The 26,575-nt window shown below is 62.5% G+C and carries 20 protein-coding genes, 1 tRNA gene and 1 rRNA gene; 15 read left to right on the top strand and 7 right to left on the bottom strand.

Annotated elements, in window-relative coordinates; genetic code table 11:
• Positions 1 to 20 precede the first annotated feature (20 nt).
• The 4 genes from rrf to C725_RS14280 all read left to right on the top strand — a co-directional run bounded on the left by rrf (position 21) and on the right by C725_RS14280 (position 3,132).
• Positions 21 to 135, top strand: a 5S ribosomal RNA gene (rrf, locus tag C725_RS14295).
• 107 nt (positions 136 to 242) lie between these two features.
• Positions 243 to 319: transfer RNA gene (locus C725_RS14290), tRNA-Met, on the top strand.
• Between the two features lie 170 nt (positions 320 to 489).
• Positions 490 to 951 carry a hypothetical protein gene (locus C725_RS14285; RefSeq protein ID WP_008603889.1) on the top strand — a complete coding sequence of 154 codons (462 nt, stop codon included), beginning with the start codon at positions 490 to 492 and terminating at the stop codon, positions 949 to 951.
• Between the two features lie 81 nt (positions 952 to 1,032).
• Positions 1,033 to 3,132, top strand: a complete 2,100-nt coding sequence (locus C725_RS14280) for a DUF4114 domain-containing protein (protein ID WP_008603888.1) — start codon at positions 1,033 to 1,035, stop codon at positions 3,130 to 3,132.
• Here the strand turns inward: C725_RS14280 and C725_RS15535 are convergent.
• From C725_RS15535 to C725_RS14250, 6 genes are all read right to left on the bottom strand, one after another.
• On the bottom strand, positions 3,075 to 5,111 hold the full coding sequence (locus C725_RS15535; protein ID WP_051051463.1) for an acyltransferase family protein: 2,037 nt from the start codon (positions 5,109 to 5,111) through the stop codon (positions 3,075 to 3,077). The two genes, C725_RS14280 and C725_RS15535, sit on opposite strands and share 58 nt — an antisense overlap.
• A gap of 96 nt (positions 5,112 to 5,207) precedes the next feature.
• Positions 5,208 to 5,621, bottom strand: coding sequence for a hypothetical protein (locus tag C725_RS15530; protein ID WP_008603887.1), 414 nt, complete (start codon positions 5,619 to 5,621; stop codon positions 5,208 to 5,210).
• The gene (locus C725_RS14265) at positions 5,611 to 5,994 is read right to left on the bottom strand and encodes a hypothetical protein (RefSeq protein WP_008603886.1); all 384 of its coding nucleotides are present in this window, start codon (positions 5,992 to 5,994) and stop codon (positions 5,611 to 5,613) included. The genes C725_RS15530 and C725_RS14265 overlap by 11 nt, the downstream gene beginning before the upstream one ends.
• Before the next feature lie 233 nt (positions 5,995 to 6,227).
• Positions 6,228 to 6,872 carry a hypothetical protein gene (locus tag C725_RS14260; protein ID WP_008603885.1) on the bottom strand — a complete coding sequence of 215 codons (645 nt, stop codon included), beginning with the start codon at positions 6,870 to 6,872 and terminating at the stop codon, positions 6,228 to 6,230.
• Positions 6,873 to 7,040: 168 nt separating this feature from the next.
• The gene (locus tag C725_RS14255; RefSeq protein WP_078056316.1) at positions 7,041 to 8,393 is read right to left on the bottom strand and encodes a sensor histidine kinase; all 1,353 of its coding nucleotides are present in this window, start codon (positions 8,391 to 8,393) and stop codon (positions 7,041 to 7,043) included.
• A 53-nt stretch (positions 8,394 to 8,446) separates the two neighbouring features.
• Complete coding sequence (locus C725_RS14250; protein WP_008603883.1) at positions 8,447 to 9,481, bottom strand: serine hydrolase domain-containing protein; 1,035 nt, start codon at positions 9,479 to 9,481, stop codon at positions 8,447 to 8,449.
• A gap of 93 nt (positions 9,482 to 9,574) precedes the next feature.
• Between C725_RS14250 and C725_RS14245 the strand changes: the two genes are divergently transcribed.
• The 4 genes from C725_RS14245 to C725_RS14230 are packed head-to-tail and all read left to right on the top strand — an operon-like array spanning position 9,575 to position 13,630.
• A complete protein-coding gene (locus tag C725_RS14245; RefSeq protein ID WP_008603882.1) occupies positions 9,575 to 10,315 on the top strand; it encodes a GntR family transcriptional regulator in 741 nt (246 codons plus the stop codon).
• Positions 10,316 to 10,374: 59 nt separating this feature from the next.
• Entirely contained in the window at positions 10,375 to 11,421 is a 1,047-nt protein-coding gene (locus C725_RS14240) for an SIS domain-containing protein (protein WP_008603881.1), read from the top strand.
• Complete coding sequence (gene nagA / locus C725_RS14235; RefSeq protein WP_008603880.1) at positions 11,418 to 12,566, top strand: N-acetylglucosamine-6-phosphate deacetylase; 1,149 nt, start codon at positions 11,418 to 11,420, stop codon at positions 12,564 to 12,566. Before C725_RS14240 ends, nagA begins: the two co-directional genes overlap by 4 nt.
• Entirely contained in the window at positions 12,563 to 13,630 is a 1,068-nt protein-coding gene (locus tag C725_RS14230) for a beta-N-acetylglucosaminidase domain-containing protein (protein WP_008603879.1), read from the top strand. The genes nagA and C725_RS14230 overlap by 4 nt, the downstream gene beginning before the upstream one ends.
• Before the next feature lie 7 nt (positions 13,631 to 13,637).
• Here C725_RS14230 and C725_RS14225 read toward each other — a convergent pair whose 3' ends face one another.
• Positions 13,638 to 14,651 (bottom strand): glucosamine kinase nucleotide-binding domain-containing protein, encoded by a 1,014-nt coding sequence (locus C725_RS14225; protein ID WP_243442764.1) that lies wholly within the window; start codon positions 14,649 to 14,651, stop codon positions 13,638 to 13,640.
• An 87-nt stretch (positions 14,652 to 14,738) separates the two neighbouring features.
• On the opposite strand from C725_RS14225, the gene C725_RS14220 reads away from it, so the two are divergent.
• From C725_RS14220 to C725_RS14190, 7 genes are all read left to right on the top strand, one after another.
• Positions 14,739 to 17,615, top strand: coding sequence for a TonB-dependent receptor domain-containing protein (locus C725_RS14220; protein WP_008603877.1), 2,877 nt, complete (start codon positions 14,739 to 14,741; stop codon positions 17,613 to 17,615).
• Positions 17,616 to 17,736: 121 nt separating this feature from the next.
• Positions 17,737 to 18,633: an N-acetylmuramic acid 6-phosphate etherase gene (locus C725_RS14215; RefSeq protein WP_008603875.1), complete on the top strand. Its 897-nt coding sequence runs from the start codon at positions 17,737 to 17,739 to the stop codon at positions 18,631 to 18,633.
• Positions 18,630 to 19,958 carry an AmpG family muropeptide MFS transporter gene (locus tag C725_RS14210; protein ID WP_008603874.1) on the top strand — a complete coding sequence of 443 codons (1,329 nt, stop codon included), beginning with the start codon at positions 18,630 to 18,632 and terminating at the stop codon, positions 19,956 to 19,958. Before C725_RS14215 ends, C725_RS14210 begins: the two co-directional genes overlap by 4 nt.
• Positions 19,959 to 20,061: 103 nt before the next feature.
• Entirely contained in the window at positions 20,062 to 21,162 is a 1,101-nt protein-coding gene (locus C725_RS14205; RefSeq protein ID WP_008603873.1) for an efflux RND transporter periplasmic adaptor subunit, read from the top strand.
• Positions 21,155 to 24,274, top strand: a complete 3,120-nt coding sequence (locus C725_RS14200; RefSeq protein WP_008603872.1) for an efflux RND transporter permease subunit — start codon at positions 21,155 to 21,157, stop codon at positions 24,272 to 24,274. The genes C725_RS14205 and C725_RS14200 overlap by 8 nt, the downstream gene beginning before the upstream one ends.
• On the top strand, positions 24,271 to 25,695 hold the full coding sequence (locus C725_RS14195; protein ID WP_243442763.1) for an efflux transporter outer membrane subunit: 1,425 nt from the start codon (positions 24,271 to 24,273) through the stop codon (positions 25,693 to 25,695). Before C725_RS14200 ends, C725_RS14195 begins: the two co-directional genes overlap by 4 nt.
• Before the next feature lie 438 nt (positions 25,696 to 26,133).
• Positions 26,134 to 26,575 (top strand): hypothetical protein (locus tag C725_RS14190; protein ID WP_038283578.1); only part of this gene is annotated, 442 nt, incomplete at its 3' end.

Here is a 26,575-nt window from a genome sequence, read left to right as displayed (position 1 = left end):
CTCCCGCAGCGGCCCCATAGGCTGGTGGCCATAGCGTCTGTGCCCCACCCGGTCCCATCCCGAACCCGGCCGTGAAACCAGACAGCGCCGATGGTACTTATGCTTAAGCATTGGAAGAGTAGGTCGCCGCCAGCCTTTGCGGCCGCTGCCGGACACGCGAAACCAGAACCAAACCCATTCACAAGACAACCGGCCCGCGCCCAGAACAGCGCACGCACCAACGGCCGGCATAACCCCCTCAGCGCGGGATGGAGCAGTCCGGTAGCTCGTCAGGCTCATAACCTGAAGGTCGCAGGTTCAAATCCTGCTCCCGCAACCAATCAAAACTCCCGAAATATACAGGCCGCCCAATGGCTCTCCTGAACCAAGGATCACCTGTCCAGGACACGTTCCGGACCGATCGGATTTGGCTTTCTGGAGAAAATCCCTTACGGGCGCCAAGCGCTCGTGAACGCCGGCGGCATGTGGAATTGTTTTTGCGGAGTCAGCATGAAGTTTATTGGTCGCGCTGCGTTCGCAGCAGCGTTTTTAGCGGCGCCGGCGGCGGCGCAAATCGGTATCGAGGGAAATCTCGCTGAGGTGGACGGCGAGTTCGGCGGAGAACTGGGCGTGACCTACGATTTCTTCGATAGCGCCGGTTTCACCCTGCGCTCGGGCGCCGGTGCCTTCATCTTCGACGAAGAGGATTCCGATGGCGGGAACCGGGTGTGCCGCGAGACTGTCGACGGCAATCTTGTCGGCTCCTCCGACTGCGACGGAACCAGCGTGAACGCCTATGGGCGCCTGGAACTGACCTACGATCTGCCGATCCTGAGTGTTGGTGGGGGACTGCGCCTCGGGGACGAACTCAACCCCTATGTAACCCTGGCCGGCTCCTTGGCTCCCTTCGTGAAACTGAAGGCAAATCTGGGCGACGATTATTATGCCGGAGGCATAACAGTCGGTTTCTAGAGCCGCGCCGTTAACCTTTAGTCGACATTTGCCTTCTATAGCCGGCCTGCCAGCGAGACACCGAAGCGGGGCCGAATTTCCATGTCGACAATTTATATCAAGCCCACCGCCACAGGGCAGGCGGATGGCGGCAGCGTTGAAGATGCCATGGGCATCGGACAGTTGAACAGCGCGATCGCGCGTGCCGGAGCTGGCGGGACCGTTGTCCTCTTGTCAGATTTCGGCCCCTACCATTTGAAGGGCTCGATTTCGCTCTACAATGGCGGCGAAAACGGCGCTCCTGTCTCGATCGTCGGTCAAACGTCCGAGGGGATGCCCATGCCCGCCGAGATCATCGGGACGCGGCCAGAGCAGTTTTCGCCGGACATGCCGGCCGGGAACGAGACCTTCAGATTGATGCCCGGTGCAGATCATCTCGAGTTTCGCGATCTGGCCTTCGAGAATGTCGGCAGCGCGTTTCGCGCGGGCGGGGATATTTCCGATATCACGATCGAGGACGTGACAGCGTCCAATGTGCGGCGGTTTTTCGAGGATTATCCGTCCGGCAGCAACCGCACCGCCACGATCGACGGGCTGACGATCCGGGATGTCGATGTCGAAGGCTTCTCCCGCAACGTCATTCGCCTGCGTGATGATTCCCGCAATATCCTGATTGAGGATGTGCGGGGAGACAGTCAGCGTCAGGACGGCGACGATCTGGCGGTCGGTGTGCACCTGGAAGGGACGGTTCACGACGTGGTGATCCGCCGGGTGACGATGGAGAATGCGCAGACCAGCAGCGATGGCTATTGGAATGGCGACGGGTTTGCGACAGAGCGCGGCGTCTATGGCGTCCTGTTCGAAGATACGGTCGCGCGCGGCAATGCCGATGGCGGTTATGACCTCAAGTCGACGGACACGGTGCTTTTGAACCCCGTTGCGGAGCGGAATGGGCGCAATTTTCGCTTCTGGGGCGAAGTCGAGATCTACAATGCTCTGGGGCTCGACCCGCATCACCATGGCGGCTCCGTCGGTGGACAGAAGCAGGTGCAGATCCTGAACGGCGCGGACGTTCTGATGGTCGGCGGGTCCTTTGCGGATTCCGGCAGCGCCACGGTGGTGTTCACGCGTGACGGCGGTGTGTTGACGCTACGCGAGGTGGACATTGTCCATGCAGCCGGCGCGGACGTGCTGCGCGGCCTGCCGGCAGATGCCCTGCAGGGAAGTGCCGTCGAAGCCGTCGCGCCGACCGGGTCGTCCTCCAGCGGCACGAAGACCGATTGGACACCCGTCGACGACGCAGACGGTGAGCCGGGCAAGACGCCAAACGGCGATGTACCGGATCCCGTCGACGATGGAGACGGATCGTTCGACGACGTGCCGGTGTCCCCGGTGGATCCGCCCCATTATTCCCTTCTTTCCGGGACGCCGCTGCTTCTGAGCGGAGAGGAGAATGTCCGCGCGGACTGGTTGGAAACCACAGGAGAATTTTCCCTAGTCTCAGCGTCCGGCAGCAACCTTGGTACTCTGTCGCTGGGTAACGGCACTCTTGAGTGCGGACTGATGATCGTCGTTCGTGAACAGGGCAGCGTCCTTTCGGCAGAGGGTATCCTTAGCGCCGGGGATCTCGTGGAGGGGCAGGGGAGCACTGAACTCGTGGCGCGGCTCGGACTGTCCGCCTTCCAGCATTATTTGAGCGGCGACAATAGCAGCGCGTTTCGGATCAGCTTGGACACCGGCGGTGCAGAAGCAGGCTATCACAACACACTTGGGGCCTACGTGCTCGATGCCGCTGGTGACATGGTACGTGTGAGTCTCATCGCCGCGGACGCGTCAGCGGCATCCGGGCCGGTCCTTATCGATGGTCTGGCAGCGGGAGAGACGTTGCACTTCTTTCTGGTACAGAATGGTGCCGTCTATTTCGATGAAGACAGCACGGTTTCCCTGATCGAGCATGAGGGGCAGCTGGCTGTGACCCGGGATGGAGAGCGCGTCGAGGACGCCGTCACCTTCTTCTCGCACGACGATGCGGCGAACCCGGACGGGCAGAGCCACGTCCTCGGCGGCCTTGTGGATCGGCAAAGCAATGCCCTGCGGATCGGCTTCGAAGACCTGCTAAGGGCTGGCGGCAGTGACGAGGATTTTCAGGACGTGCTGTTCACGGTCGAGGCGCATCCGCCGGCCGATCTGCTGTTTGGCTGACCGGCGCGGGACGCGTGGACCGGCGTTCTGAGTTCGCGGCAGCGGTCGTCCCGATCTGCGGAAACCAACGCAGCGCGTCCACCCGAGCGGCGAAAAACCGCGCGCCTGCAAGTGTCATATGGTGCCCGTCGTAAAAAGGCTTTACAGCTGGGAGGTACGCCGAAACATTCGCGTCTTCTCTCATCGCAAATGAAGTCCCTGCGGTCGCGGTAGGGAACGCCGGCCTTCCGTGCCATGGCGGCAAGATCGCGATTTTTTTCGGCGACTGGGTCGCGCCGTTTCAGAGCTTTGAAGTAGGACCGGTTCACGTTTTCCGCGAGTAAGCCAGGCGCGACATCGCGACCTGCGCGAAGAACGATCTGGTCGCCGAGCGTGATGGTGCTGTTGGCGGGAAATTCCGGAGCGCTGCCGATGACGACGACACGCTTCCCAGCCTTCTGAATCCTGTCCAGAACTGCCGGTAGGGCAGAGATATCGGATCGCCAATAGCGGGTTGAAAGAACGACGACGTCGGCCGCTCGGAAATTGGAACTTTGGTAGAAGACATGCGCCGGGTCGGCCAACGCACCCAGTTGGATGCCATAGCGTGCGATTTCGTATTGTTTTGCTACGTCGCTGAGGCTGAGGACGTTGTACATGTCCTTCGAATGCGAATTTCCGACGACCAGCAGGTTCGGACGACGAGCATCGGAGAACCAAAGGCGCTGATCGGCGGGATTGTTCTCTACGCGGTAGGTGGGATCGTCGGTTTTATGTTCCAGCAGGATCCAAGCGTCTTCCTGTAAGCGCTGATTATCGAAATCATATCCGGAAGGGCCTTTTCCTGCATACCGCCCCGGCAGGCCATCCGCAGAGATCATTGCGGCGGCGGCGGCAAGGAGGGCGCCGCCCCCCGCCAGAGACCAGCCAAAAACGGCGCGGCGCGTCTTCAGAAGGCCGGTCTTCCGGCGGAACGGCGCTTCGACAAAGCGCCAGCTGATATAGCCCAAGGCAAAGGAGAGGGCGATAATCGCGCCGCGTACCGGCAGCGACAGCGGCTGCAGTTCGTGCAGTCTGGCGAAAGCGAGGAGAGGCTGGTGAACGAGATAGGTGCTGTAACTGATCAGCCCCACACCGACCATGGCCGGACTTGCCAGCAGCCTGCCCGCGACAGTCGCTCTGGATCCGTACAGCACCAGAAGCACCGACCCCGCGATCGGTGCGAGCGCATATATCGAAGGGAACGGCGTCTTTTCATCCAGCATCAGGATTGACAGTCCGATGAGGATGAGGCCGCATGCCGCGAGAAGACCATTCGGCCGTATCGGTCGCTGACGCATCCAGAGCGCGCAAAGCGAACCGGCAAGCAACTCCCACGCGCGCGAAAAAATCAGATAGAAGCCGGAGGCCGGAAACTGGCTGCTCGCAATTTCGCTCCAGATCAGGCTGGCCGCGGCGACGCCAGACATGGCGATGAAGAGACGGCGAGGCGCGAAACGCCACAACAGGTAGAGCGCAAGGGGAAAGAACAGATAGAACTGCTCTTCTACCGCCAGGCTCCACATATGCAGGAGCGGCTGCTCCTCGGCAACGGCCGCGAAATAATCGAGTTCATGCCAGAAGTAGATGTTCGATACGAACGCTATGGATGCAGCCAGCGAGGCGGCGAACTCGGACAGGCGACCCGGCGTCAGCAGCAAATAGGCGCCGACGATGGAGGCCGCGAGAACGGCGAACAAAGCCGGGAATATCCGGCGCGCCCGGCGCTCGTAGAAACGAGCGATCGAAAAGCGGTTCTGCTCCAGGTCGCCAAGCAGGATGGATGTGATGAGATAGCCGGAGATCACAAAGAAGATGTCGACGCCGACAAACCCACCGGAGAAGCCCCGAATATCGGCATGAAAAAGAACGACCGCACCCACTGCAATGGCGCGCAGGCCGTCAATTTCGGGACGGTATTCCAGTGATCGGTTGCGGAACTGGCCCGCATGCGTCGTCATGGCAGATGTCACTGGCTTGCCGGCCGGGTTGTGGCAAGCCGGGCGGGCCGCAGGATCGCTGGTCCGACCGTTCGCAAAGTCAGACCGAGCGCCGACCTAATGCGCCGCCTTCAAGAAATCCGTGAGCAGCCGGCGGCTGATGTGCCAAAGATTGCGCCGTACGGACAAGGGCAGCATGTCCGTCAGCTTCGCATGAAAGGCGTCCTGCTTTCCCGACAGCGCGAGACTTGCCGTCTCCAGCATTAGCGCCTCGTCGAAACTGAGCTGGGCGCAGCAGGGGGGATTGACGGTAAAGGGGTCCGGCCAAGCCTTTCCGAGCTCCTCCACGAAAATACGAAAGGGACGCAGGCGCTCGTCTCCGCCCAGCAGGATTGAAAGACGTTCGGAGGCGTCGCGGCGGACCCGGCTGGCCATGGTTCCGACGCGAAAGGCGGTGATCAGCCGAATCTGCCAATTGGGCAATCCACGAACCGGCGTGGTTTGAGTGAGGGCGGTAAAGTCAAAGGCCATAGAGCGGGCGCGCTCCCGAGACGTTTCTCATCGTTCTGCCGGGCAGAATATCCATGAACGGGCAGCTTGTCGGGATCGGCGAGGCCGAAGCGAGCATCGGTGGATCCGGAGGCATGCCCAGGCCGATCCTGACGCTGCGAACGGCCCATTGGAGCGCCCCGGACAGGCCGTGAGGCGCGGTTCCGGCACGTTCCGGGCGCGCACCTATGCGCAGCAGGATGAGCAGTGCGTTTTCGTCTGGAGAGCTCGTGCTCCCGCCCGGCGCATGCAGGGTCAGCCGACGACCGAGATTTGCCTCGACAAGCTGAAGCAGACTTTCGCTAGCGGGCGCGAGGGTCACGGCAGCGGCCAGCCGATCCGCCTGGCGCGTCATTTCCGGAAGTGGATTGATGCCGCTTTGCCTGGCCGAACTCCAATGGCGAGCGAGGCGTATGAAGAGTTCCGGCGGCAGTGGTCGTTTGCGAGGAACGACCCTTCGCGGATCTGTGCGGTTTTCCTGGTTCGAACGCATTGGCGAACTCCCATCAGCATGTTGCAAATGATTTGCATTATGCTGATGGACTGTCAACCCGCGCTCGTCGTGCGGCGGTCTGCGGGCCCTCGGGTTCAGGCGTTCTTGACGATCATTCTCCGGCGGCGCTGGTGCAGAATACCGGCAGCGACGATGCCCAGGCCGAGCAGGCCGAAACCGGCGGGAGCGGGGACGGGCGCTTCAAGCGGTGAAGCGGCGGCGGCATCGAAGCGGATATCGAAGAAGCCGCGCAGCGGATCGAAGCCTTCCGCGAACAATTCGGCCGTGCGCTGGAAAATCGAGAAGGTCAGTTGCCGCGTTTCGCCAAGCTTCGGTGCGTAGGCTTCGAACGACAGCAGAAGGGATTCGCATTCCGCAGTCCAGGCGCAATCGCTGAGGTCGCCATCCTCATTGTAGCTGAGGGTCATGTCCGCCATACCGGAATAGGCGGAAAAGAAGGTCTGGCTGACCGTACCATCGATGGCCATATCGAACGTACCGCCGGAAAACTCGATCTGCGTATCGCGGTCGGTCCACTCCTCCCCGCCATAGCAGAAGCCGCTCGGATCGCCGGTATAGCTGCCGTCGCAATCATAGGCGAAATCGGACGTTTGGAAGTCCATCACCCCTGTGATGCTCTGGCCGCCGGTCATGTCGATCTGGAAGGGCAGGGCAGAGGCGCCTGCTGCGGCCGGGATTGCCATGGTCAGGATCGCCGTGATCAGGCTGGTGGATTTCATAGGTTCGCCCCCTCTTTGTTCTTTCGCCTGCGGCCGTTCATGGGACGCACAGGACGCAGATTCGTTCTGCGACCCTGCGCCTGCCCCAAGCCGAGTAGCTAGTGCCGACTGCTTAAAAAAGCGCTTATCAAGTGGGCGCCCGCGGCAACGCGCGCGCCGAGTGTTTCCTTAAAGTTTCTTGAGCCGGCCCTGGTCTCTGCCAATCTTCGGCAGCGTTATCTGCGCGTGCAGACCGCCGCTATCCGCCAAAACGAATTGCAAGTCCGCGCCGAACCGCTGGAGAATCCGCTGTGCCGTGGGAATACCCAGGCCAAGTCCTTCGGTTGTCCGTTCGCGGGCTTCGTCCGCCCGGAAGAACGGATCGAAGATCCGTTTCAGGTCTGCGTCCTTCATGCCGGGCCCTTCATCGACGATGTGCAGGATCAGATCATCTTCGTCGCTCAAGAAGACCGTTGCCGCGCCAGCATATTCCTGGGCATTCTTGAGTAACGGACGAAGCGCCATTTCCAGTGGCTTCCGGTACCAGAGGACGGCAAATTCGCTTGGGCCTGTCCAACGGATCTGGTCATCGCCCTCGCTCAGGGCGCGCACGAGAGACGGGAGGTCGAAGCGCTCCGGTTCGGCATCCAGATACTGCGCCTGCAAGAAGGCGAGGAGGGAATCGAGAAGCCCCTCCATGTCCTGCGCCGCCTCGGCGACGATATCCCGGATGTCCTCGGGCTGCGTGAAGGGCGCGGCGAGCATCAGGCGACTGAGCGGTGTGCGGAGGTCGTGACTAATCGCCTCGAAGGCTTGCGCCTGACCCGCGATCATCTGCGCAATCCGGTGCTGCATTTCATTCATCGCGTGCGAAACATTTCGAAGGTCCGGGGTGCCCGTCTCGGTCAGTGAGACGGTCTTGCCAGCGCCGATCTCCGCTGCGGCTTTGGCGAGCGCGCGAAGCGGCGTGCCGAACAGTCGGAGAAGGTAAATCGCAATCGCCGCTGATCCGCCCGCCGTCAGCAGCGTCAGCGCGGTTGCGCTGAGAAGACCCGGCCAATTTTCTCCGAGATTGCGCGAGCGGAAGTTTAACCAGCGACCGTTGTCGAGCGACATGGAGCCGACAAGATGCCGCGCGCCACTACGCTCCGACATCACATCAAGGCGCAGGATGACATCGCGAAGTTCGGGTTCCCAATAGATGATCTGCTTGTGAACCCGGCTGGCCATGGACGACGTGCCATTCTCTCGCAGGAGCGGCGTTCCGGCCACGCTGACGTCGAGATGGCGGGTCGACATGACCTCGGCAGCACGTTCGGGCCGGCTGGCGTGCACTCTTTTCGAGACGACCAGCAATTCCGCAACGCGCCGGGCGTGGTCCTCCTGAATGGAACGACGCTCCAGCCAGTCGAAAATGAAGAAACTGAAGGCCATCTGCAGCAGGCAAAGAAGGACGATGGCCGATGCCATGCGGCCCAGCAGACCAATGCGGCCAATCCCGCCCAAGCGCATATTCTCCCCCACACCGGATAGCCAAGGCATCGCTTTTGCGCCTTGTCAATCAGAGGGACTATACGCCTTTACTCGAGAAAAGGTCATGTCTCGCGTGCGGCGGTTACGACTGCGTCGCATACCGCCTGTCGCAGTTCCAGAATGCCGCTGTCCGAATGCCGGGTCGGATGGACGCGGTTGGTCAACAATGTCCAGCCGAGACCTCGCTCCCAATCGATCCAGAGGCCGGTTCCGGTGAAGCCGGTATGGCCGATGGTTTCGTCCGAGCAGCGGCTGCCGCCGTGCCACCCGTCATATTTCCGTTCCCAGCCCAATGTGCGTCGATCCGGTTGGCGGGTGCGAATTTCCGCGAGGGCGGCGGGCGATGCATCCCGGCCGGAGAGAAGTCCCGCAGCGAAGTCGAGGACTGCGTCCACGGTCCCGAACAGGCCCGCATGCCCCATGACGCCGCCGAACGCATAGGCATTCTCATCATGAACCTCGCCGCGGATGATGCGCCCGCGCCATGTACAATACTCCGTCGCCACGGCAGCATCCGGCGCGGTGCCGAAGGAGAGCCCGGGCGGCAGCGGCAGGGCGCGAAACGGTGCCCCGGTGACGCGCTCTATCGCGATCCCGAGCATCAGGAAGTTGACGTCCGAGTAGACAGGCGGGCCGCCACGCCATTCCCGTTGCAGGACAAAGGCGCGAAGCGTTTCCGGATCCTGGCCATTTGTATAAAGCGGCTCCACGGCGGGCAGGTGCGTATTGTGCGTCAGGCACTGACGAAGCGTCAGCCGTCGTTCGGGGGCTCCCTTCACATCGTACTGCCGAAGATCCGGAATCAACTCTGCAAGCGTCATGTCGAGATGCAGGCGACCTTCCTCGACCAGATCGAGAATGACACGGGTCGTGACCATGACCTTGGTCAGCGATGCCAGATCGAAGGCGTGATCGCGGCGCAGGATGACAGGCTCTGGATAAAGCGCCGCATGACCGGCATGCTCGATGGCGCGGCGCCCCTCAACGTCGATGATGCCGAGCGCGCCGCCCGGGACGCGGCCCTCCTCGATCGCCCTTGCCAAGGGTGCGAAACCAGCTTCCAGCCGCGTTTCCAGGGCATGTTCCGATGTTTTCATATTGGTCCTCCCGATGACAATGTTCATCTTTCATCTTGAGAACTGGTACAAGGGAAGCAATACCAGTCGCCAGCGGGGAGCACAGAGCACGATATGGCGCTGGAAAACTTTAGAACGGATCCTGGGGCGGCAGATCCGCTTTACGTGCAATTGGCGGCAAAGCTACGTTCGCTCATCGCGGGGGGCGATATCGATGTTGGCGGCGCCTTGCCTTCGGAGCGCTTGCTGAGCGAGCAAACCGGCACGTCGCGCGTGACGATTCGCAAGGCAATCGAACAGCTTGTCGAAGAGGGATTGCTGACGCGCCGGCATGGCTCCGGCACTTATGTGGCCGCGCCGATCAAACCGCCCGCCGGGCGGCTGACGGGCTTTACCGCGGATGCGCGGGGCCGGGGGGTGAATGCAAGTTCGGTCTGGATCGTGAAGACCACCTCCTCCCCCGCCAGCGACGAGGCGGAAATTCTGCAACTCGGCCGTTCGGATGCCGTCGCACGCCTGGGCCGGGTCAGATTGGCGGACGACGAACCGCTGGCCATCGAACATGCGGTGGTGCCGATGCGCATGTTGCCGCCGCTGGGGGAAATCGGCGATTCCCTCTATGCGGCTCTCGACCGAACCCATAGCCGGCCGGAGCGTGGCATACAGAAGCTGCGTGCAGCCAAGGCAACGCCGATCGAGGCCGGGCTCCTCTCGATCCCACAGGACAGCAGCGTCCTGCGGATCGAGCGCACAAGCTTTCTGGCGGACGGTACGCCCGTGGAGCTGACCCGCTCCGCCTACCGGGGCGATCGGTACGAATTCGTGCATGACCTGACTGTAGAACCGGCGCTCTGAACCCGGCGCAAAGAGGTATTAGGTTGGCCTTGTCGTCTATTGCCTCTAATCTCCGATCCATGACCGATCAGACCCGCTTCGAAACCACGCTGATGTTTAAGGAGGCGGCGGAAGCATCCGACGTCTGCCGCCGCCAGATCGCGGAGGATGGCGGCGCACTCGCCGCGCTTGCCGAGACGCTACGTCGGCGCGATCCGCTGTTCGTGATGACCTGCGCCCGGGGCAGCTCGGATCACGCAGCGACCTTTGCCAAATATCTGATCGAACGGCGTCTTCGTATCCCAGTGGCCTCGCTGGGCCCATCGACCGTGTCCGTGTACGATGCCGGGCCCAGGGATCTGTCACGGGCGGTGTTCATCGCGATTTCGCAGTCGGGACAAAGTCCCGATCTTCTTGCCTCCGCAAAGGCCGCGCGGCAGGCCGGCGCCATCGTCATCGGCATCGTCAACGATACCACTTCGCCGCTTGCGGATGCTGCGAACGCCGTGGTGCCGCTGCTGTGTGGACCCGAACGCAGCGTCGCGGCGACGAAATCCTATCTTGCGTCCTTGTTCGCCATCGTGCGGCTGGTGTCGACATGGGCTGGCGATGCCGATCTCTCAGCAGCAGTCTCCGAAACGCCGAACGCCCTGCAGCAGGCGTGGGATTGCGACTGGTCGGCGGTAGCGGAGCCGTTGCTGAAGGCACGCGGCCTCTTCACGGTTTCTCGCGGCGCGCTTCTGGGCATCGCACAGGAAGCGGCCTTGAAGTTCAAGGAAACGAGCGGGCTGCATGCGGAGGCATTCAGCAGTGCTGAAGTGCGGCACGGACCGATGGCCATCGTGGAGGATGGTTTCCCGGTGCTTATGTTCGTTCCCCGCGATGCCGTCTCGGCCGGGTTCGCGGACCTCAGCGAACGATTTTCCAGGCGCGGAGCCTATGTGATGAGCGCTGGCGCGGCGCTGCCGGGGTCGGTCCCGCTCCCGTTCATAGAGGATCTGCATCCGCTTGTGCACGGACTGGCTATGACCCAGAGTTTCTACCGTTTCGTCAATGCGCTGGCGCAAATGCGCGGACATGACCCGGACCGCCCCCCGGCCTTGTCGAAGGTGACGGAAACGCGATGACCGACCTCATTCTTGCAGGCGCCCGCATCCTGACGGACGACGGATTTCTGGATGATCACGCATTGCTGCTCTCCGGCGGCCGGATCGAGAGGGTGGTGCCGATTTCGGAAGTGCCCGCAGACGCTCCTGTCCGGTCCTTGCCCGGGGGCGATCTGGTGCCGGGATTCATCGATGTTCAGGTGAATGGCGGCGGCGGCGTCCTGTTCAACGACGAGCCGACCAAGGAAGGTATCGCGGCGATTGGCGCGGCGCACCGGCGCTTCGGCACCACGGGCTTCCTGCCGACGCTGATCAGCGACGATCTGGCGAAGGTCGAACGTGCCATCGCTGCAGTCGAGGACGCGATCGCCAGTGGAATTCCCGGCGTACTCGGCATTCACATCGAGGGGCCATTCCTCAATCCCGCCAAGAAGGGCATTCACGACGAAGCCAAGTTTCGCCGGATCGAACCGGATATGTTGGACATGCTGTCTGCTCTGCGCGGCGGCCGAACGCTGGTGACGCTGGCGCCGGAGCGTGCGGCCGATGGCATGATCGAACGCCTGACCGAACGGGGTATTCTCGTGTGCGCCGGCCACACGGCCGCCACTTATAAGGAGGTGCAGCCTGCTCTTGCGGAGGGGCTTCGCGGGTTCACGCACCTCTTCAATGCGATGACGCCGTTCGAAAGCCGCGCACCGGGCGTCGTCGGCGCCGCACTGGAGCATGGCGACAGCTGGTGCGGTCTGATCGCCGACGGGTTCCATGTGCATCCGGCAAGTCTGCGCGTGGCGCTGCGGGCGAAACGGCAGGACCGGTTCATGCTGGTGACCGACGCGATGCCGACCGTCGGTTCGGATAGGAAGAGCTTCATGCTGGGCGACAAATTCATAAGGGCGGAGGGGGGACGCTGCGCGGACAGCGACGGTACGCTTGCCGGCTCCGACCTCGACATGGCGGCGGCGGTCCGCAACATGCGGGACCTCGTCGGTGCCGACTATCGGGTCGCCCTTCGCATGGCGTCGGAATATCCCGCGTCCTTTCTGAATATGGAGGATGAACGCGGTGCGATTCGGCCAGGTCTCGCCGCGGATCTCGTTCATCTAATTGAAGCAGGTCACGTGCAGGGTAGCTGGATTGCCGGCGTGGAGGAGACCGCAGCATGACAATCCCGCCGCTGGGGATCATTGAGGGCTATTTCGGAAACCCGTGGTCCAATGATGCACGGATCGCCACGATGCAGGCGCTTGCGCCCAAGGGGTTCGAGTTCTTTCATTTCGCGCCGAAGGGGGAGGCGCGGCTGCGCCGCGAGTGGACGCAGCGGTTCACGGAGTCGCGTCTCAACGAGCTGCACGCACTGAAATCGGCCTGTGCGGCGGCCTCTGTCCGCTTCGGTATCGGGCTCAGCCCCTTCGAGGCCTATCTGGACTTTGGCGACCGTGCGAAGGCCGCGTTGACGGAACGATTGGCAGAGTTCGACGAGCTCGGGATCGACGATCTCGTCATCCTCTTCGACGATATGAAAAGCGCCGATCTGCCCGACCTCGCTGCGCGGCAGATCGAGATCATCAGGTTCGCGGCCGAGCGCACGGGTGCGTCGAACCTTGCCGTTTGCCCCAGCTACTATTCGTTCGATCCTGTCCTCGACCGTGTGTTCGGACGCCGCCCCGAGGGCTATTTGCAAGCGTTCGGAGCGCTTGATCCGGCCATCGACATCTACTGGACGGGGGAGGAGGTGTGCGCGCGCGAGTTTTCCGTCGGCCATTTGCAGGATGTCGCGGAAATGCTTCGCCGGAAGCCGCTTCTGTGGGACAATTATCCCGTGAACGACGGGCACCGCATGTCCCGATATCTACACCTGCGCAGCTTTACCGGCCGGCCGGCGGGCATAGCGGATCATATTGCTGGTCACGCCATCAATCCGGCGTTGCAGCCGGTTCTGAGCCGCGTGCCCGCGGTAACGCTGGCCGCCAGCTATGCGGCGGGTCCCGCATATCGGTACAGGGCGGCATTGGCAGACGCCGCGGACGAGATGCTCGGCGCGGAACTGGGCGAGATGGTGCAGGCCGACTTGCTGGCGTTTCAGGACGCGGGGCTCGACCGGATAGACGCATCGATTCCGCGCCTTCGGGAGAGATATGCGGCGATCGACCATGACGGCGCCCGGGAAATCGTCCGCTGGCTGGATGGCGGCTATGCTGTCAGCGCGGAGATGGTGCAGACCCAGTAGACGCGGCTTAACCGCGCGGCAAACCGGTCCATCCGGCGAGGAACAGGGCCCCGGTCAGTGCATCATGGCGCGGTTCCACCAGGACGTCCCGGGTCGTTGGGGCTAACCAGGGGCGCAGCACCGGACCAAGGCCGCCCATAAGGCATATTGCGGACGCTCCACGGGCAATCAAAGCCTCAACAAAGGCGTCGATCTGGATCGCCGCCGTGCGCACGATCTCCATTGCGCCCGCGTCGGCAAGCTGCGCCGCTTCGACAACGAGCGGCGCCAGGCCGGCATAATCCGTCGCCGTGGCGCGGTCAGTCCAGCGGACGATCGCGACGGGGTCGTCCCCGAACCGGTCGAGAACATTCCTGGCAAGCGGTCCCATCTCGGTGCGGCCATCATAGGCCAGGACGGCATGCCGGGCCGCCTCCAACCCGATCCAGGCACCGCTGGCTTCGTCGGAAACAGGGAAGCCGTACCCGCCTATGGTTTTGTCTTCGCCATGGGCTCTGATGATACCGATACTGCCGGTCCCGACGATCAGCGTCGCGCCGTCCTTGCCGGCATGCGCACCAAGATTGGCAATTACGGCATCGCTTGCGAAGCGGATCGTTTCGAAAGGGTGGGGCGCGGCGGCAAAGGCTTCGGCTGCGCCGGCGCGCTTATACCCTGCAATGCCGACGCCTGCGCGGATTCGGTCAATGTCGTTGTGGGCGAGGCCGGCGTCCGCGATTGCTGCGTTCCAGGCGGCTTTCAGTGTGTTCAGGCTGTTTTCGAACCCGATACGCGTATTGGCTGCGCCGGCATGTCCAGTGCCGAGGATATCTCCGTTCTCGTCGATCAGGCGCGCGCGGCAATGGCTGCCGCCGGCATCCAGCCCCAGATAAAGCGTTATTGTCCCGCTCCCTTCATCGATAATACCAGTTTCGTTCTTAGTACCTAGCCGGAACGAAAGCGGCTTTTGACACGAGAGCTGTGAGAGCCCCGCCAGATGCGACTGGTTTTCGTGATAAATTTGTGACTCGATCCTTCGCAAGATGTATTGTAACGAAATACCAATGGGTGGGACCACATTACCAGTTCCGTGCGGTCCTGACTTGTCTTGAAACAAGGGGGGAAGGCTATGCGCCGCAATTCCAAATCGTCATTTTATCGGACGGCATCGCTGCTTGCGAGCCTGGCCGTCCTTGCATCAGCAGCCACAGCCAATGCGCAGTCGCAGGTCGGCAGCATGGGTTCGGTTCCCGAGCAGGACGAGGGCGCCGACAGCGAGGCGTTGCAGACCGACCCTATCGTCATCACCGGATCCCGCATTGCCACGCCCGGCCTGACCTCTGTCAGCCCCGTTGCCACGCTTGGGAGCGAGGAGATCGCACTTGACCGGTCGATCAACATCGAATCCGTTCTTGGAGAGCTGCCGCAATTTACCGCAAGCTTTGGCGGCGCCAGCAACGGCGCGGACGCTCGCGGCGCGGCTACGGCCGACCTGCGCGGTCTGGGCCAGAACCGCACGTTGGTCCTGATCAATGGCACGCGGGGCGCGCCGTTCGGCTTTCGCAACTCCGTCGACCTGAACTCTATTCCCGCGCCTCTCGTGGAGCGCGTCGAAGTTCTGACTGGCGGCGCCGCCGCCATCTACGGCGCCGACGCGGTCGCGGGTGTCGTGAACTTCATCCTGAAATCGGATTTCGAAGGTGTCGAGGCGAACGCGATCTACAATATTACCGAGGAGGGCGATGGCGACGAATATGGCGTCAATCTGACCTTCGGCACCAATGTTGGCGACGGTCGTGGCAATATCAGCGGGTATCTTGGCTACAACAACCGCAGCCCGGTGTTCAAAAGCGACCGCGCCTTCGCAGCGCCGGAGCGGAATGATGACGGCCCCATCACGACGCGGCCCCTTGGCGGCACCTTCTCTCTCGCCGATGCCAGCGAGAATGCCGCCCCGTTCGACTTTTCCGCTTTCGGTGGACCGGCCGATGCCACCGCGTTCGGGTTCGAGGATGACGGTTCGCTTGTTCCGGGTGCGACGAGCAGCGTCCTGAGCGGGCGCGAAAGCCTGATCATCGCGCAGGAACGGCTGAACGCGGCTGTCTTTTTCGATTATGAACTCAGCGACGCGGTCGAGCTTTATGGTCGCGGCACCTACACGCGCACGGAGTCGGTCGACGTGCTGCCGCCCGTCAATATTTCCACGACCTTCCTCCTTCGCCGCGACAATCCGTTTCTCAGCGATCAGCTTGGCACGGTCCTCGATGGAGCCTTCAACCGGGATGCGGACGGCAATCTCGGCGGTGACGAGGCAGCCCTGCTGCGTGTTCAGCGCTCGATCGGCGAATTTGGCGACCGCGAGACCGAGACGGTCCGCAATCAGGGGCAGGCGCAGCTCGGCGTGCGCGGCGACCTGGGTAGCAACATCCGCTATGATTTCTACGCCCAGTACGGCGTCACGGACTCCACAAGCACCATTTACGGCGAGGGCGTGGCTTCGCGCTTCAGCCAGGGCATCGCCGCGACGGTGGATGCGGCCGGAAATCCAGTTTGTATTGATGCCAGCGGCGGCTGTGTTCCGATCGATATCTTCGGACCGAATGCGATCAGCCAGCAGGCCGTGGACTATGTGACCTCCGAGATCACGCAGACGCGGCGGCGCGAACAGTTCGTCAGCGCCTTTACCCTTTCCGGGGATACTGAGAGCTTTCTTACCCTGCCGGCGGGTCCCGTATCCTGGGCCGCGGGTGTCGAATATCGCGACGAGGAGGGCACGAACAATTATGACGGCCTCAATCAGACCGGGCAGACATTCAACCAGGGAACCCGCGCCAATTTCGGTGGCAGCATCGATGTGTGGGACTATTTCGGAGAGGTTCGCGTTCCCCTGCTGGCGGACATTCCCTTCATTCAGGAACTGAATTTCGAGGGTGCGTACCGCTATTCCGACTATTCCACGACCGGCGGCGTCGACGCCTACAAGCTTGGCGGCGACTGGGTGCCCGTGAACGGGCTCAGGGTACGCGGTGCCTATCAGCGTGTCGTGCGATCCCCCAATATCGGTGAACTTTATGGCGCCACGGCCGGCATTCCGCTGGCTGCCTTCGCGAACGATCCGTGCCAGAATCCGGCCGAGTCCGGTGCCGATCCGGAGCTTTGCATCGCCACCGGTGCGCCCGCCGCGCCCTATGAGCAGGACTTGGCGGGTGCCCAGTTCCTTTACGGGGGCAGCGCGGACATCGTGCCTGAGGTCGGCAACACCTATACGGTCGGCGCGGTGCTGACGCCGGGCTTCTTGCCGGGCTTCACTGCCACGGTCGATTATTACAATATCGAGATCGACAATGCGATCGGTGCGGTGCTGCCGCAGGCGACGCTGGATACCTGCTACATCATCGTCCAGGACATCGATAACCAGTTCTGCAACCGCATTTCCCGCGGACCGAACGGACAGCTGACTGCCGTCGATAGTTCCGACATCAACGTGGCGCAGCTGAGCGTGGAGGGCATCGATGTCGTTGCGGGCTACCGGCTGGCCCTGGGCGGCGAGACGCTCGAGAGCATCGGTTTCAATTATGCGGGCAATATCGTTCTCGATGCCAAACAGCAGAACGGGGCAGCAGCGCCCGTTATCGACTGCGACGGGCGCTTTGGCGGAACCTGCGGGTTGGAATTCGCGCGCGCCGTTCCGAAATACCGCCACCGCGTGACGACGACCCTCGGTCTGCCGGACGTTGATATTCGCGGAACCTGGCGTCTTGAAGGCGCCGTTCGCGACGACTCTCCGACAGAGTTCCTGGTCGAGCGCTTTGGACCGCAGCACTATTTCGATCTTGCTGCGTCCTTTGATGTCGCGCCGGCGATGACCGTCATCGCGGGTATCGAAAACCTGTTCGACAACAAGCCGCCCACGGCCGGGTCGAACGCTTCGAACGCGAACACCTTCCCCACGTCCTATGACGTGCTGGGCCGGCGGTTCGGCATCTCCATCACTCTTCGCAACTAAGGCTTCGTCTTTACCGTTAAGGCGGGGCGGCGCAGCATCCGGCGACCGCCCCGCTATGATGTCTGACCGGGCAAGGCGTCTTGAGCGGCGCCGGAAGTGAAATGTTGAAAGGGTTGCCGACGTGACGACCGAAGCCATCAGCGGCCGGTACCGCGACCTCGACCTCTGGCCGACTGTGGACGCAGTGCGCGCTATGGCGGAGGGGCAATTGGCCGCCGCCGCTGCCGTTCAGCCAGCGATAGAGGCGATCGCGGGCGCCGCTGACATGGCCGCGGCCTCTCTGGCAGCGGGTAAGGGGCGGATTGCCTATGCCGGGGCTGGAACCTCGGGACGCGTGGCCGTGCAGGACGGAACGGAACTGGGGCCGACCTTCGATTGGCCCGAATATCGGCTGTGTTACTTTCTCGCCGGCGGCAAGGACGCCCTCTGGAAAAGCGCTGAAGACGCCGAGGATGATGCCGGTGCGGCCATTCGCGTCATGGGTGAGCAGGGCATCGGCGCCGGTGACGTGCTGATTGGCGTGGCGGCCAGCGGAACCACCCCCTTCACGAATGCGGCGATCGAGGAAGCGCGCCGTCGCGGGGCGCTTACGGTCGGGCTGGCCTGCAACGCCGGTGCACCGCTGCTCGACATTGCCGAGCGCGGAATCCTGATCGAGACCGGCAGCGAGATCGTCGCGGGGTCCACGCGCATGAAGGCGGGCACGGCGCAGAAGATCGCGCTGAACCTGTTCTCGACGGCCGTCATGATCCGTCTGGGGCGGGTGCATGCGGGGCTTATGGTCAACATGAGACTTTCGAACAGGAAGCTGCGTGTGCGCGCCGCTGCCATGGTTGCGGATCTTGCATCCTGCGACATGGCAACCGCAGAGGCGGCACTGCGGAGTGCGGGGGACGACATCAAGACGGCCGTTCTGGTCGCGATGGGGGCCGACCCGGCCGCCGCGAAGGCCAATCTGAAGGATCATGAGGATAACCTGCGCCGCGCGATGGCAGTCATGGATAGCCGCACCCGTTGACGAACGGGAATTCTGCGCCGCGCCGAACGTTTCTCGGCAGCCTCCGGCCTTACCTCGAAAAGGCGCCGCTCGCCGCGCTGGCTCTCGGCATTTCGTCAGGTTTTCCTTACGCCATGATTGGCGCCACCCTGTCGACGCGCCTAGCGCAGGAGGGTATCGACACGCGGGCCGTAACCGCCTTCGCCCTCGCGATCCTCGCCTATAATCTGAAATTCCTCTGGGCATGGATTGTCGACGGGGTACGCGTGCCCATCCTGCACAGACTTGGACAGCGCGTGTCCTGGCTTATCGCCGCGGGCGTCCTCGTGATGGTCGCCACCGTCAATCTTGGGCTGGTCGACCCGCAGGCCAGCCTCGCCCGCACCGCCTACGCCGCTGTCTTTCTGGGTGTTGCCGGTGCGACGCTCGATATCGTCGTCGATGCTTACCGCATTGAAATCCTGACGCCCCGACAACTCGGCACCGGCTCGGGGATGTCGCAATATGGATGGCGCATCGGGTCGGTGGCGGCAGGCGGTCTTGCGCTTTTCCTTGCCGCTCGCATCGGCTGGGAAGCAGCCTATGCCGCCTGCGCGGCCTTTGCGCTTCCAGCCATGCTGACCGGTCTCCTCGTCGGCGAACCGGCGCGGCATCGGGATGTCAGCCATAAGGGGCTGATCGATGGAGCCCGCGCAGCATGGGGGCCCTTGCAGGAGTTCTTTCGCCGTCGCGGCGCATTCCTCGTGCTTCTCTTCATACTTCTGCACAAGATCGGGGACACGCTCGCTTCGCTGACGTTCCGATTGCTCTTCGAGGATCTTGGGTTCACCAATGACGAGATCGCCATTTACGATGTCGGCTTCGGCTTTGGCGCCTACCTTGCGGGAATTTTCGTCGGCGGAATTCTTTATGCGCGAATGGGGATGAAGCGGTCTGTCCTTCTCAGCCTGATCCTGATGGCCGTATCGAATTTCAGCTTCGCCGCTCTTGCCGCGGCGGGGCATACAACCACGGGAATGGCGGCCGCGATCGGGTTCGAGAACTTTGCCAGCGGCATCGGCGGGGTGGTCGTCGTCGCCTATTTCTCTGCGCTTTGCGATCTGCGCTTCACCGCCGCGCAGTACGCCCTCATTTCCGCAGCGGCGAGCGTTGTCGGAAGGATCCTGACGGGAACCACGGCCGGAACGCTGATTGAAATGTTCGGCTACGTGAACTTCTATCTGCTGACGACGTTGGCGGCTTGTCCCGGTGTCATCCTGTTTTGGCTGATGATGCGGGCCGGTCTGGTCGACTCCTCGATCGGAACCGCCGGAACGGAGGATGAGGGAGATGCGCGTCAGGCATAGGCATTCATCGGCGTGCGCCACCGAGCTTCGGAAAGGCAGTCTTTCAGCCGCGACCATTCGACGCGGTGGTCCTGTTGTGTCGCCGTCCTAGGATTTCACGAGGATGCGTAGGCTTTTCCTGTTTCTGGCCATCGGTGCGACGGCGATGCTCTCGGCATGCGCGGATGGAGATCGCCCGGAACAGGAACGACCGCCCGTTGCCGTGGTCGCCGAACGGGTGGTCCTGCTTCCGGAACAGGTGACGGTCGAAGCGATCGGCTCGGCACAGGCTACCCGGTCGGCACAGATTTTCGCCGAAACGGCGGGACGGGTCACGGCAGTCCTTTTCAATGCGGGAGATTATGTCGAAAAGGGCGACCCGCTGGTGCGAATTGACGATCGACGCGAACGTCTCGCCGTCAGCCTCGCTGAAGTGGCCGTAGAGGAGGCGGAGCAGCTTCTCGGCCGTTATCGGCGGATCGAGGATACCGGGGCGATTTCAGCCAGCCAGATCGAGGCGGGCGCCAGCGCATTGTCGTCTGCCCGGATCGAACTCGATCAGGCACGTGTCGAACTTGCCGATCGCACAGTACGCGCACCCTTTCCCGGCCACGTGGGTCTGACAGAGGTCAATGTCGGGGACCGGGTGAACGACACCACCCAGATCACGCAGATCGACGATCGTGGAACCTTGTTTGTGGATTTTTCGGCCCCCGAGGAGGTGTTTGGCCGGTTGCAAGCGGGTGAAACAGTCGATCTCGTCCCCTACAGCGATCCGGATCGAACGATTGAGGCGCGTATTCGGGCCGTCGACAGCACGGTTGCACCGGGTGAACGTACGTTCACCGTCAGGACGGAAATTCCCAATAAGGGCGACCGGTTGAGGCCGGGCATGAGCTTTCGCATCCAGTTCAGCAGTTCCGGTCAAGATTTGCCGGCGGTACCGGAAGAAGCGATCATCTGGGGCGGGGAGGGCGCCTATTTATGGACCGTGGAGAACGGCAAGGCGCGGCGCGTTCCCCTGACCATCGCCCAACGTCGGAATGGCCGTTCGCTCGTGCAGGCGAAGCTGGAGGCTGACGATCTGATCATCGTGGAGGGCGTGCAGAAGGTAAGGCAGGGACAAGCTGTAAACCTGCTCGACCCCGCTGTACCCCCGCCCGCCGATGTCCGCATGGATTCTGACGGGGCCAGCAGGGGCCGGGCCGTCCGCGCCGATGGCTGAACGCGGCGATCTGCCACTGCTTGCCGTTCGCAGGCCTTTGCTCGTCGGCGTCTTCAACCTCCTTATCGTCATTGCTGGTTTGGCTGCGCTGTTCGGAGTTGAAATTCGCGAGTTGCCGGACGTCGATCGGCCGATCGTGTCGGTCACCGCCACCCTGCCAGGTGGTGCACCCGAGACGATGGATGCAGAGGTTACGAGCGTTCTGGAGAATGCCGTCGCGCGGGTCAGCGGCGTTCGCGACATCCGCTCTTCAAGCGAGGAAAACAGCAGCCGCGTCCGCATAGAATTCGATCCTGGCGCAAATCTGGAAACCGCCGCGTCCGACGTTCGCGAAGCTGTCAGCCGCGTCACGCGAGACCTTCCCGACCGCATCGAGCAGGTGACCGTGGTGAAGGCGGACGAAGATGCCGACCCGATCATGACGTTGGCGGTGCGTAGCCGGGCTTATGGTACGGCGGAGCTGACGCAGATCGTTGAAAACGACGTTATCCCGGAATTGCTGACGGCCGGCGGTGTGGCGAGCATCGAGGAATTCGGCTCGCGCGTTCAGCAGCTGCGTGTCGCCGTCAATCCCATTCGCCTGAATCGCTATGGGGTGACGGTCAGCGACGTCGCTGCGGCACTGGAGAACGCACCCTTCGACGTTCCGGCCGGCAGTTTTCAGTCGGGCGCGCAGTCTCTGATCGTTCGTGCGGAAGCGACTGCGGCAACGCCGGAACTGATCAAGCAGATCGCCATCACCAACGATACGCAGATCGGTGACGTGGCAGAGGCTTATTTCGCTCCTGCCGACGCGGAGACGTTCGTCCGCCTGAACGGAGAGCCGATTATCGGGCTGGGCGTGATCCGGCAGGCGGGCTCGAACACGATCGAGATCTCCACCGCCATTCGCGATGCTGTCGCCCGGGTCAATGAACGGTTCGATGATCTGCAAATCGACATCATTTCGGATGAGGCCGAGTTTATCCAGATCTCCGTCGAGGAGGTGCTGTTGACGCTCGGCATCACCATCGCCGTCGTCATCGGCACGATCCTTATCTTCTTTCGCAATCTGAAGGCGACCGCCATTCCGGCGTTAAGCATTCCCGTCGCTCTGATCGGAACGATCGCCGGCATCTGGCTGCTCGGCTTTTCGCTCAACCTGCTGACACTCCTTGGTCTCGTTCTCGCCACCGGCCTCGTCGTCGATGATTCCATCGTCGTTCTGGAGAATATTCAGCGTCTCCGTGGTCAGGGCCTCGGGCGGAGGGCGGCGGCTGTCCTCGGAACACGGCAGGTCTTCTTCGCCGTTGTGGCGACCACGGCCGTGCTGGCATCTGTGTTCGTTCCGATCTCCTTCCTGCCATCGGAAGTGGGGCGCCTGTTTCGCGAGTTCGGTTTTGTTCTTGCCCTTGCGATCGTGATTTCCGCCTTCGTCGCTCTCAGCATGGTTCCGGCAATTGCGGCACGTATGGATCTCGGCGGCCGGTCGCAGGGGGCGGGGCGCGAAGGGAGCAGGCCCGATGGCAAGGTCCTGCGCGCATATGGCTCGGGTCTCGAACGCTGTCTCGATCACCCGCTGAAAACGGGAGTCGTTTCCGCGGCCCTCGCGCTGGCGGCACTTCTTCTTTACAGCCAGCTCGACAATGAACTGGTGCCGGACGAGGATCGGGGCACGATAGAGGTGAATGCGTCAGGACCGGACGGCGTTGGCCTGGAGTTCATGGATGCCGAACTGGATGAGATCGAGAGGGTCCTGCGGCCTCTCATCGAAGAGGGCGTCATCGAGTCCACCTTTTCCATTGTCGGTCGCTACGATCCGAACCGGGTACAGGTAACGGCGACCCTGGCGCCCTGGGACGCCCGCGATCAAAGCCAGTCCGATATCGTCGCCTCCCTCTCCGAACCGCTGTCGGACATTCCGGGCTCCCGCGTCGATGCGCGCGGTCGAGGTACGCTCAGCATAGGCGGGGGCGGGGGCGGCGATACGCTGGAAGTCGCGCTGACCGGCAATGAATATGAGGAAATCTACGCATCGGCACGGGCTCTGTCCGACATTATAGATGCGGAATCCGTGATCCTGTCCAATCCGGAGCTTAGCTATCAGCCGACCCAGCCGCAGCTTTCCGTAATGATCGATCGTCGCAGGGCGGCGGACCTCGGCATCGATTATGACGAGCTTGCCCTGACGCTGCGGGCCATGGTCGACGGAGAGGAGGTGGTCGACCTGAATGTCGGGGATCAGGCCCTGCCGGTACTTCTCACATCGGAGACCACTTCGGTCCAAAATCCGTCGGACCTTCGCAACCTGTATGTGCGGACCGGGTCCGGGCAGCTCGTGCCGCTATCCAGTGTCACGACGATCACGGAACAGGGGATTGCGGCGGAGCTTAATCGGACCGAACAGCGCCGCGCTATCGAGATCGAGGCAGCGGTAAGGGGGGATACACCCCTGCAGGAGGCAGTGGCGGAAATACGCCGTCTTGCCGACCGTACGGTCGCGGAAAATATCGGCCTTGTTCTGCAGGGCGAGGCGGAGACGTTGCAGGAGACGTCGAACGAGCTTCTGATGACCTATGGGTTCGCGTTTGTGATCGTCTTTCTGGTGCTGGTGGCGCAGTTCGAAAGCCTGACGAGCGGTCTCGTCGTCATACTCAGCGTACCCTTCGCGCTTGCAGCCGCGGTCTTTACCCTGTTCCTGACCGGCGTATCGCTGAACATCTATTCGCAAATCGGTCTCGTCATGCTGATCGGCCTGATGGCAAAGAACGGCATTCTGTTGGTGGAATTCGCGGATCAGCTCCGCGACGAGGGGAAATCGGTTCGCCAGGCGGTCGAGGAAGCTGCCGTGCTGCGGCTTCGGCCGATATCCATGACACTGATCGCAACCATCGTCGGCGCCGTGCCTCTCGTCCTTGCCAGCGGGGCAGGAGCCGAAGCGCGGCAGGCTATTGGATGGGTCGTCTTCGGCGGTCTGGGCCTGTCGAGCCTGTTCACGCTGTTCGTGACGCCGGTAATCTATCTCGCCATCGCTCCCTTCAGCAAACCGCGCACCGACGATCTCTCGACCATAGAGAGTGAACTGGACGAAGCGGAGCGCGCCGACCATGCGCAGCTGGCCGCAACGTCGTGAGGGGGGCGACCGGCAGTCTCCTGGGCGGCGTCCTGTTGCTGTCGGCATGTGCAGCCGTTGAACCATATCAGAAGCCTGCCCTTACAGCGCCCACGGATTTCGCCGCACCGAATCGGCCCAGCCCCGGGATGAATGAGCTATGGTGGCTCGGCTTCAGCGAGCCGCAACTGAATGCATTGGTCGAGCAGGCGCTGTTGGTAAACCGTGACATAGAGGCGGCCCGGCAAAGGCTGCTTGCGGCGCGGGCAAGTCTTCGCGCCGAACGCAGCGATCGCCGCCCAAGCGTGGACGGGTACGCGGAGGGCGGCGCGGAGGTCGAGGCGGGGGGCTCTGGCGGTCTGACGGGGGTTGCGGGTTTGTCCGTGCTTCTCGACCCTGACCTGTCGGGTCGCCTCTCCTACGAGGTTCAGGTGGCCGCCGCGCAGGCAGCGGCTGCAGATTATTTCGTGGCGGACACGCGCCGCATCGTTGCTGCCGCCGTGGTGGATGCCTTTATCGAGCTCAGGCGCACGCAGGCACGTCTGGCGCTTCTCGAGGAATCGACGGCGCTGCAGCAACAGACGTTGGAGATCGTCTCCCTGCGCTTCGAGGCTGGCTTGTCCGCCAATCTGGATGTGCGCCGTGCGGCGGCGGACCTGGCGCGGACGCGGGCGCAAAGAGGTCTTCTCGAAATTTCCCGCGCGCAAGCGGCGAACAGCCTCGCCATTCTCCTGAACCGGCCGCCACGTAACACGCTGGCGAATGTGGAGGTCCAGCCGGAGGTTCCGGATTATCGCGGCGGGCCACCCATAGGCCTGCCGGCCGATCTCCTGCGCCGGCGCCCCGACCTTCTGGTCGCGGAAGCCGACCTGCTGGCCGCGGCCGCGCAGGTGGGGGCGGAACGCGCGGACCTGCGCCCCAGATTGACCATACCAGGGTCCCTTGTCCTCGGCAGCGGAACGTTGGGAGGGCTGGTTGACGAATTTCTCGGGACGCTCGTCGCGGCGCTCGATGTACCGATATTCGATGGCGGGCGGAGACGAGCAGAAATCGCGGCGGCTCGCGCGGAAACGGATGCGCGTTATGCGGAGTACCGGCGGTCCCTCTTGTCGGCGCTCGCCGATGTGGAAGGCGCACTTGTGGCCGCCGATGCCTATGAAGACCGGATCGCCGATCTTGAGCAGGCGATCAATGAAAGCCAGACCGCCTTCGATCAATCCAATGCTCTTTACCGCGAAGGGCTGGCAACGCTGTTCGACGTTCTGGACGCGCAGCGCCAGCTCATTTCCAGCCGGGAAGCGCTCATCGACGCCGAAGCGAACCTCGCAAGTGCAATCGTGTCCCTTTATGCCTCGCTAGGCGCGCCGACGACGACCCCTGTGGCGGAGGCCGCTGGGCCGCCGGGGATAACGGAACGCGACGCAGCGGATGGCGACGGCTGACCGCTTCGTTCAAGCGCGAGAGGCGCCGGTCTTCGGCTTTATAGCCAAAGGGGCGCCACAGGGCAGTAACGATCTGGTCGCATGACGCTCCGGCAGCACGCCTACCAAGGATACTGCAGAGGCGGGTTCGAACCTCATTGAGCGCCTATTCGCTTGGGGTCGGGCTATGAGTTGTTCCTAGTCAGGAAGGACTACGGCCACCTGACCAGTTTGCCGCCGCGTCCCCGATTCGTGGCACAAATTCCGGCGTTTCGATGCGTATTTTTCATTTCGTCTTGGAGACAATCCAAGACGGAGGTCCTGGATTTCCGCCATTCTCACCAATTTTCTATATAAACAAATAGCGTTAACGAAATTTTAGCTTTTCTTCGTATTCGCAGTCCCTTATTAGTTAATAATCGGTTAACCAGTTAAGCTAATGACCAAGGGACGACTATCATGCGCAAATTTTTCGCTACGGCCGCCGCCATTGCCGTTTCGTTGGGTGCCACCATGGCTTCCGCTTCCACGCCTGCGATTGATTTCACGGAAGATAGCGCCCTGAGCGCTGCCGCTGACGTCGAGACGGCCTACGGTTTCATCATCCCGACGGTCGAAGCGCCGGTCGAGACGGCCTATGGCTTCATCATTCCGACGGCTGAAGAGCAGGTCGAGACGGCCTATGGCTTCATCATTCCGACGGTCGAAGCGCCGGTCGAGACGGCCTATGGCTTCATCATTCCGACGGTCGAAGAGCAGGTCGAGACGGCCTATGGCTTCATCATTCCGACGGTCGAAGCGCCGGTCGAGACCGCCTACGGTTTCATCATCCCGACGGTCGAAGCGCCGGTCGAGACCGCCTACGGTTTCATCATTCCGACGGTCGAAGCGCCGGTCGAGA

This window comes from Pacificimonas flava, assembly GCF_000342165.1.
Classification (GTDB): Bacteria; Pseudomonadota; Alphaproteobacteria; order Sphingomonadales; family Sphingomonadaceae; genus Pacificimonas; species Pacificimonas flava.
This window is presented reverse-complemented; position numbering and strand designations above follow the sequence as displayed.

Excerpts from the sequence above, each read along its gene's own strand:
- C725_RS14285 (WP_008603889.1), top strand. The coding sequence starts at position 490 with ATGAAGTTTATTGGTCGCGCTGCGTTCGCAGCAGCGTTTTTAGCGGCG.
- C725_RS14280 (WP_008603888.1), top strand. The coding sequence starts at position 1,033 with ATGTCGACAATTTATATCAAGCCCACCGCCACAGGGCAGGCGGATGGC.
- C725_RS15535 (WP_051051463.1), bottom strand. The coding sequence starts at position 5,111 with ATGACGACGCATGCGGGCCAGTTCCGCAACCGATCACTGGAATACCGT.
- C725_RS15530 (WP_008603887.1), bottom strand. The coding sequence starts at position 5,621 with ATGGCCTTTGACTTTACCGCCCTCACTCAAACCACGCCGGTTCGTGGA.
- C725_RS14265 (WP_008603886.1), bottom strand. The coding sequence starts at position 5,994 with ATGACGCGCCAGGCGGATCGGCTGGCCGCTGCCGTGACCCTCGCGCCC.
- C725_RS14260 (WP_008603885.1), bottom strand. The coding sequence starts at position 6,872 with ATGAAATCCACCAGCCTGATCACGGCGATCCTGACCATGGCAATCCCG.
- C725_RS14255 (WP_078056316.1), bottom strand. The coding sequence starts at position 8,393 with ATGCCTTGGCTATCCGGTGTGGGGGAGAATATGCGCTTGGGCGGGATT.
- C725_RS14250 (WP_008603883.1), bottom strand. The coding sequence starts at position 9,481 with ATGAAAACATCGGAACATGCCCTGGAAACGCGGCTGGAAGCTGGTTTC.
- C725_RS14245 (WP_008603882.1), top strand. The coding sequence starts at position 9,575 with ATGGCGCTGGAAAACTTTAGAACGGATCCTGGGGCGGCAGATCCGCTT.
- C725_RS14240 (WP_008603881.1), top strand. The coding sequence starts at position 10,375 with ATGACCGATCAGACCCGCTTCGAAACCACGCTGATGTTTAAGGAGGCG.
- nagA (WP_008603880.1), top strand. The coding sequence starts at position 11,418 with ATGACCGACCTCATTCTTGCAGGCGCCCGCATCCTGACGGACGACGGA.
- C725_RS14230 (WP_008603879.1), top strand. The coding sequence starts at position 12,563 with ATGACAATCCCGCCGCTGGGGATCATTGAGGGCTATTTCGGAAACCCG.
- C725_RS14220 (WP_008603877.1), top strand. The coding sequence starts at position 14,739 with ATGCGCCGCAATTCCAAATCGTCATTTTATCGGACGGCATCGCTGCTT.
- C725_RS14205 (WP_008603873.1), top strand. The coding sequence starts at position 20,062 with ATGCGTAGGCTTTTCCTGTTTCTGGCCATCGGTGCGACGGCGATGCTC.
- C725_RS14200 (WP_008603872.1), top strand. The coding sequence starts at position 21,155 with ATGGCTGAACGCGGCGATCTGCCACTGCTTGCCGTTCGCAGGCCTTTG.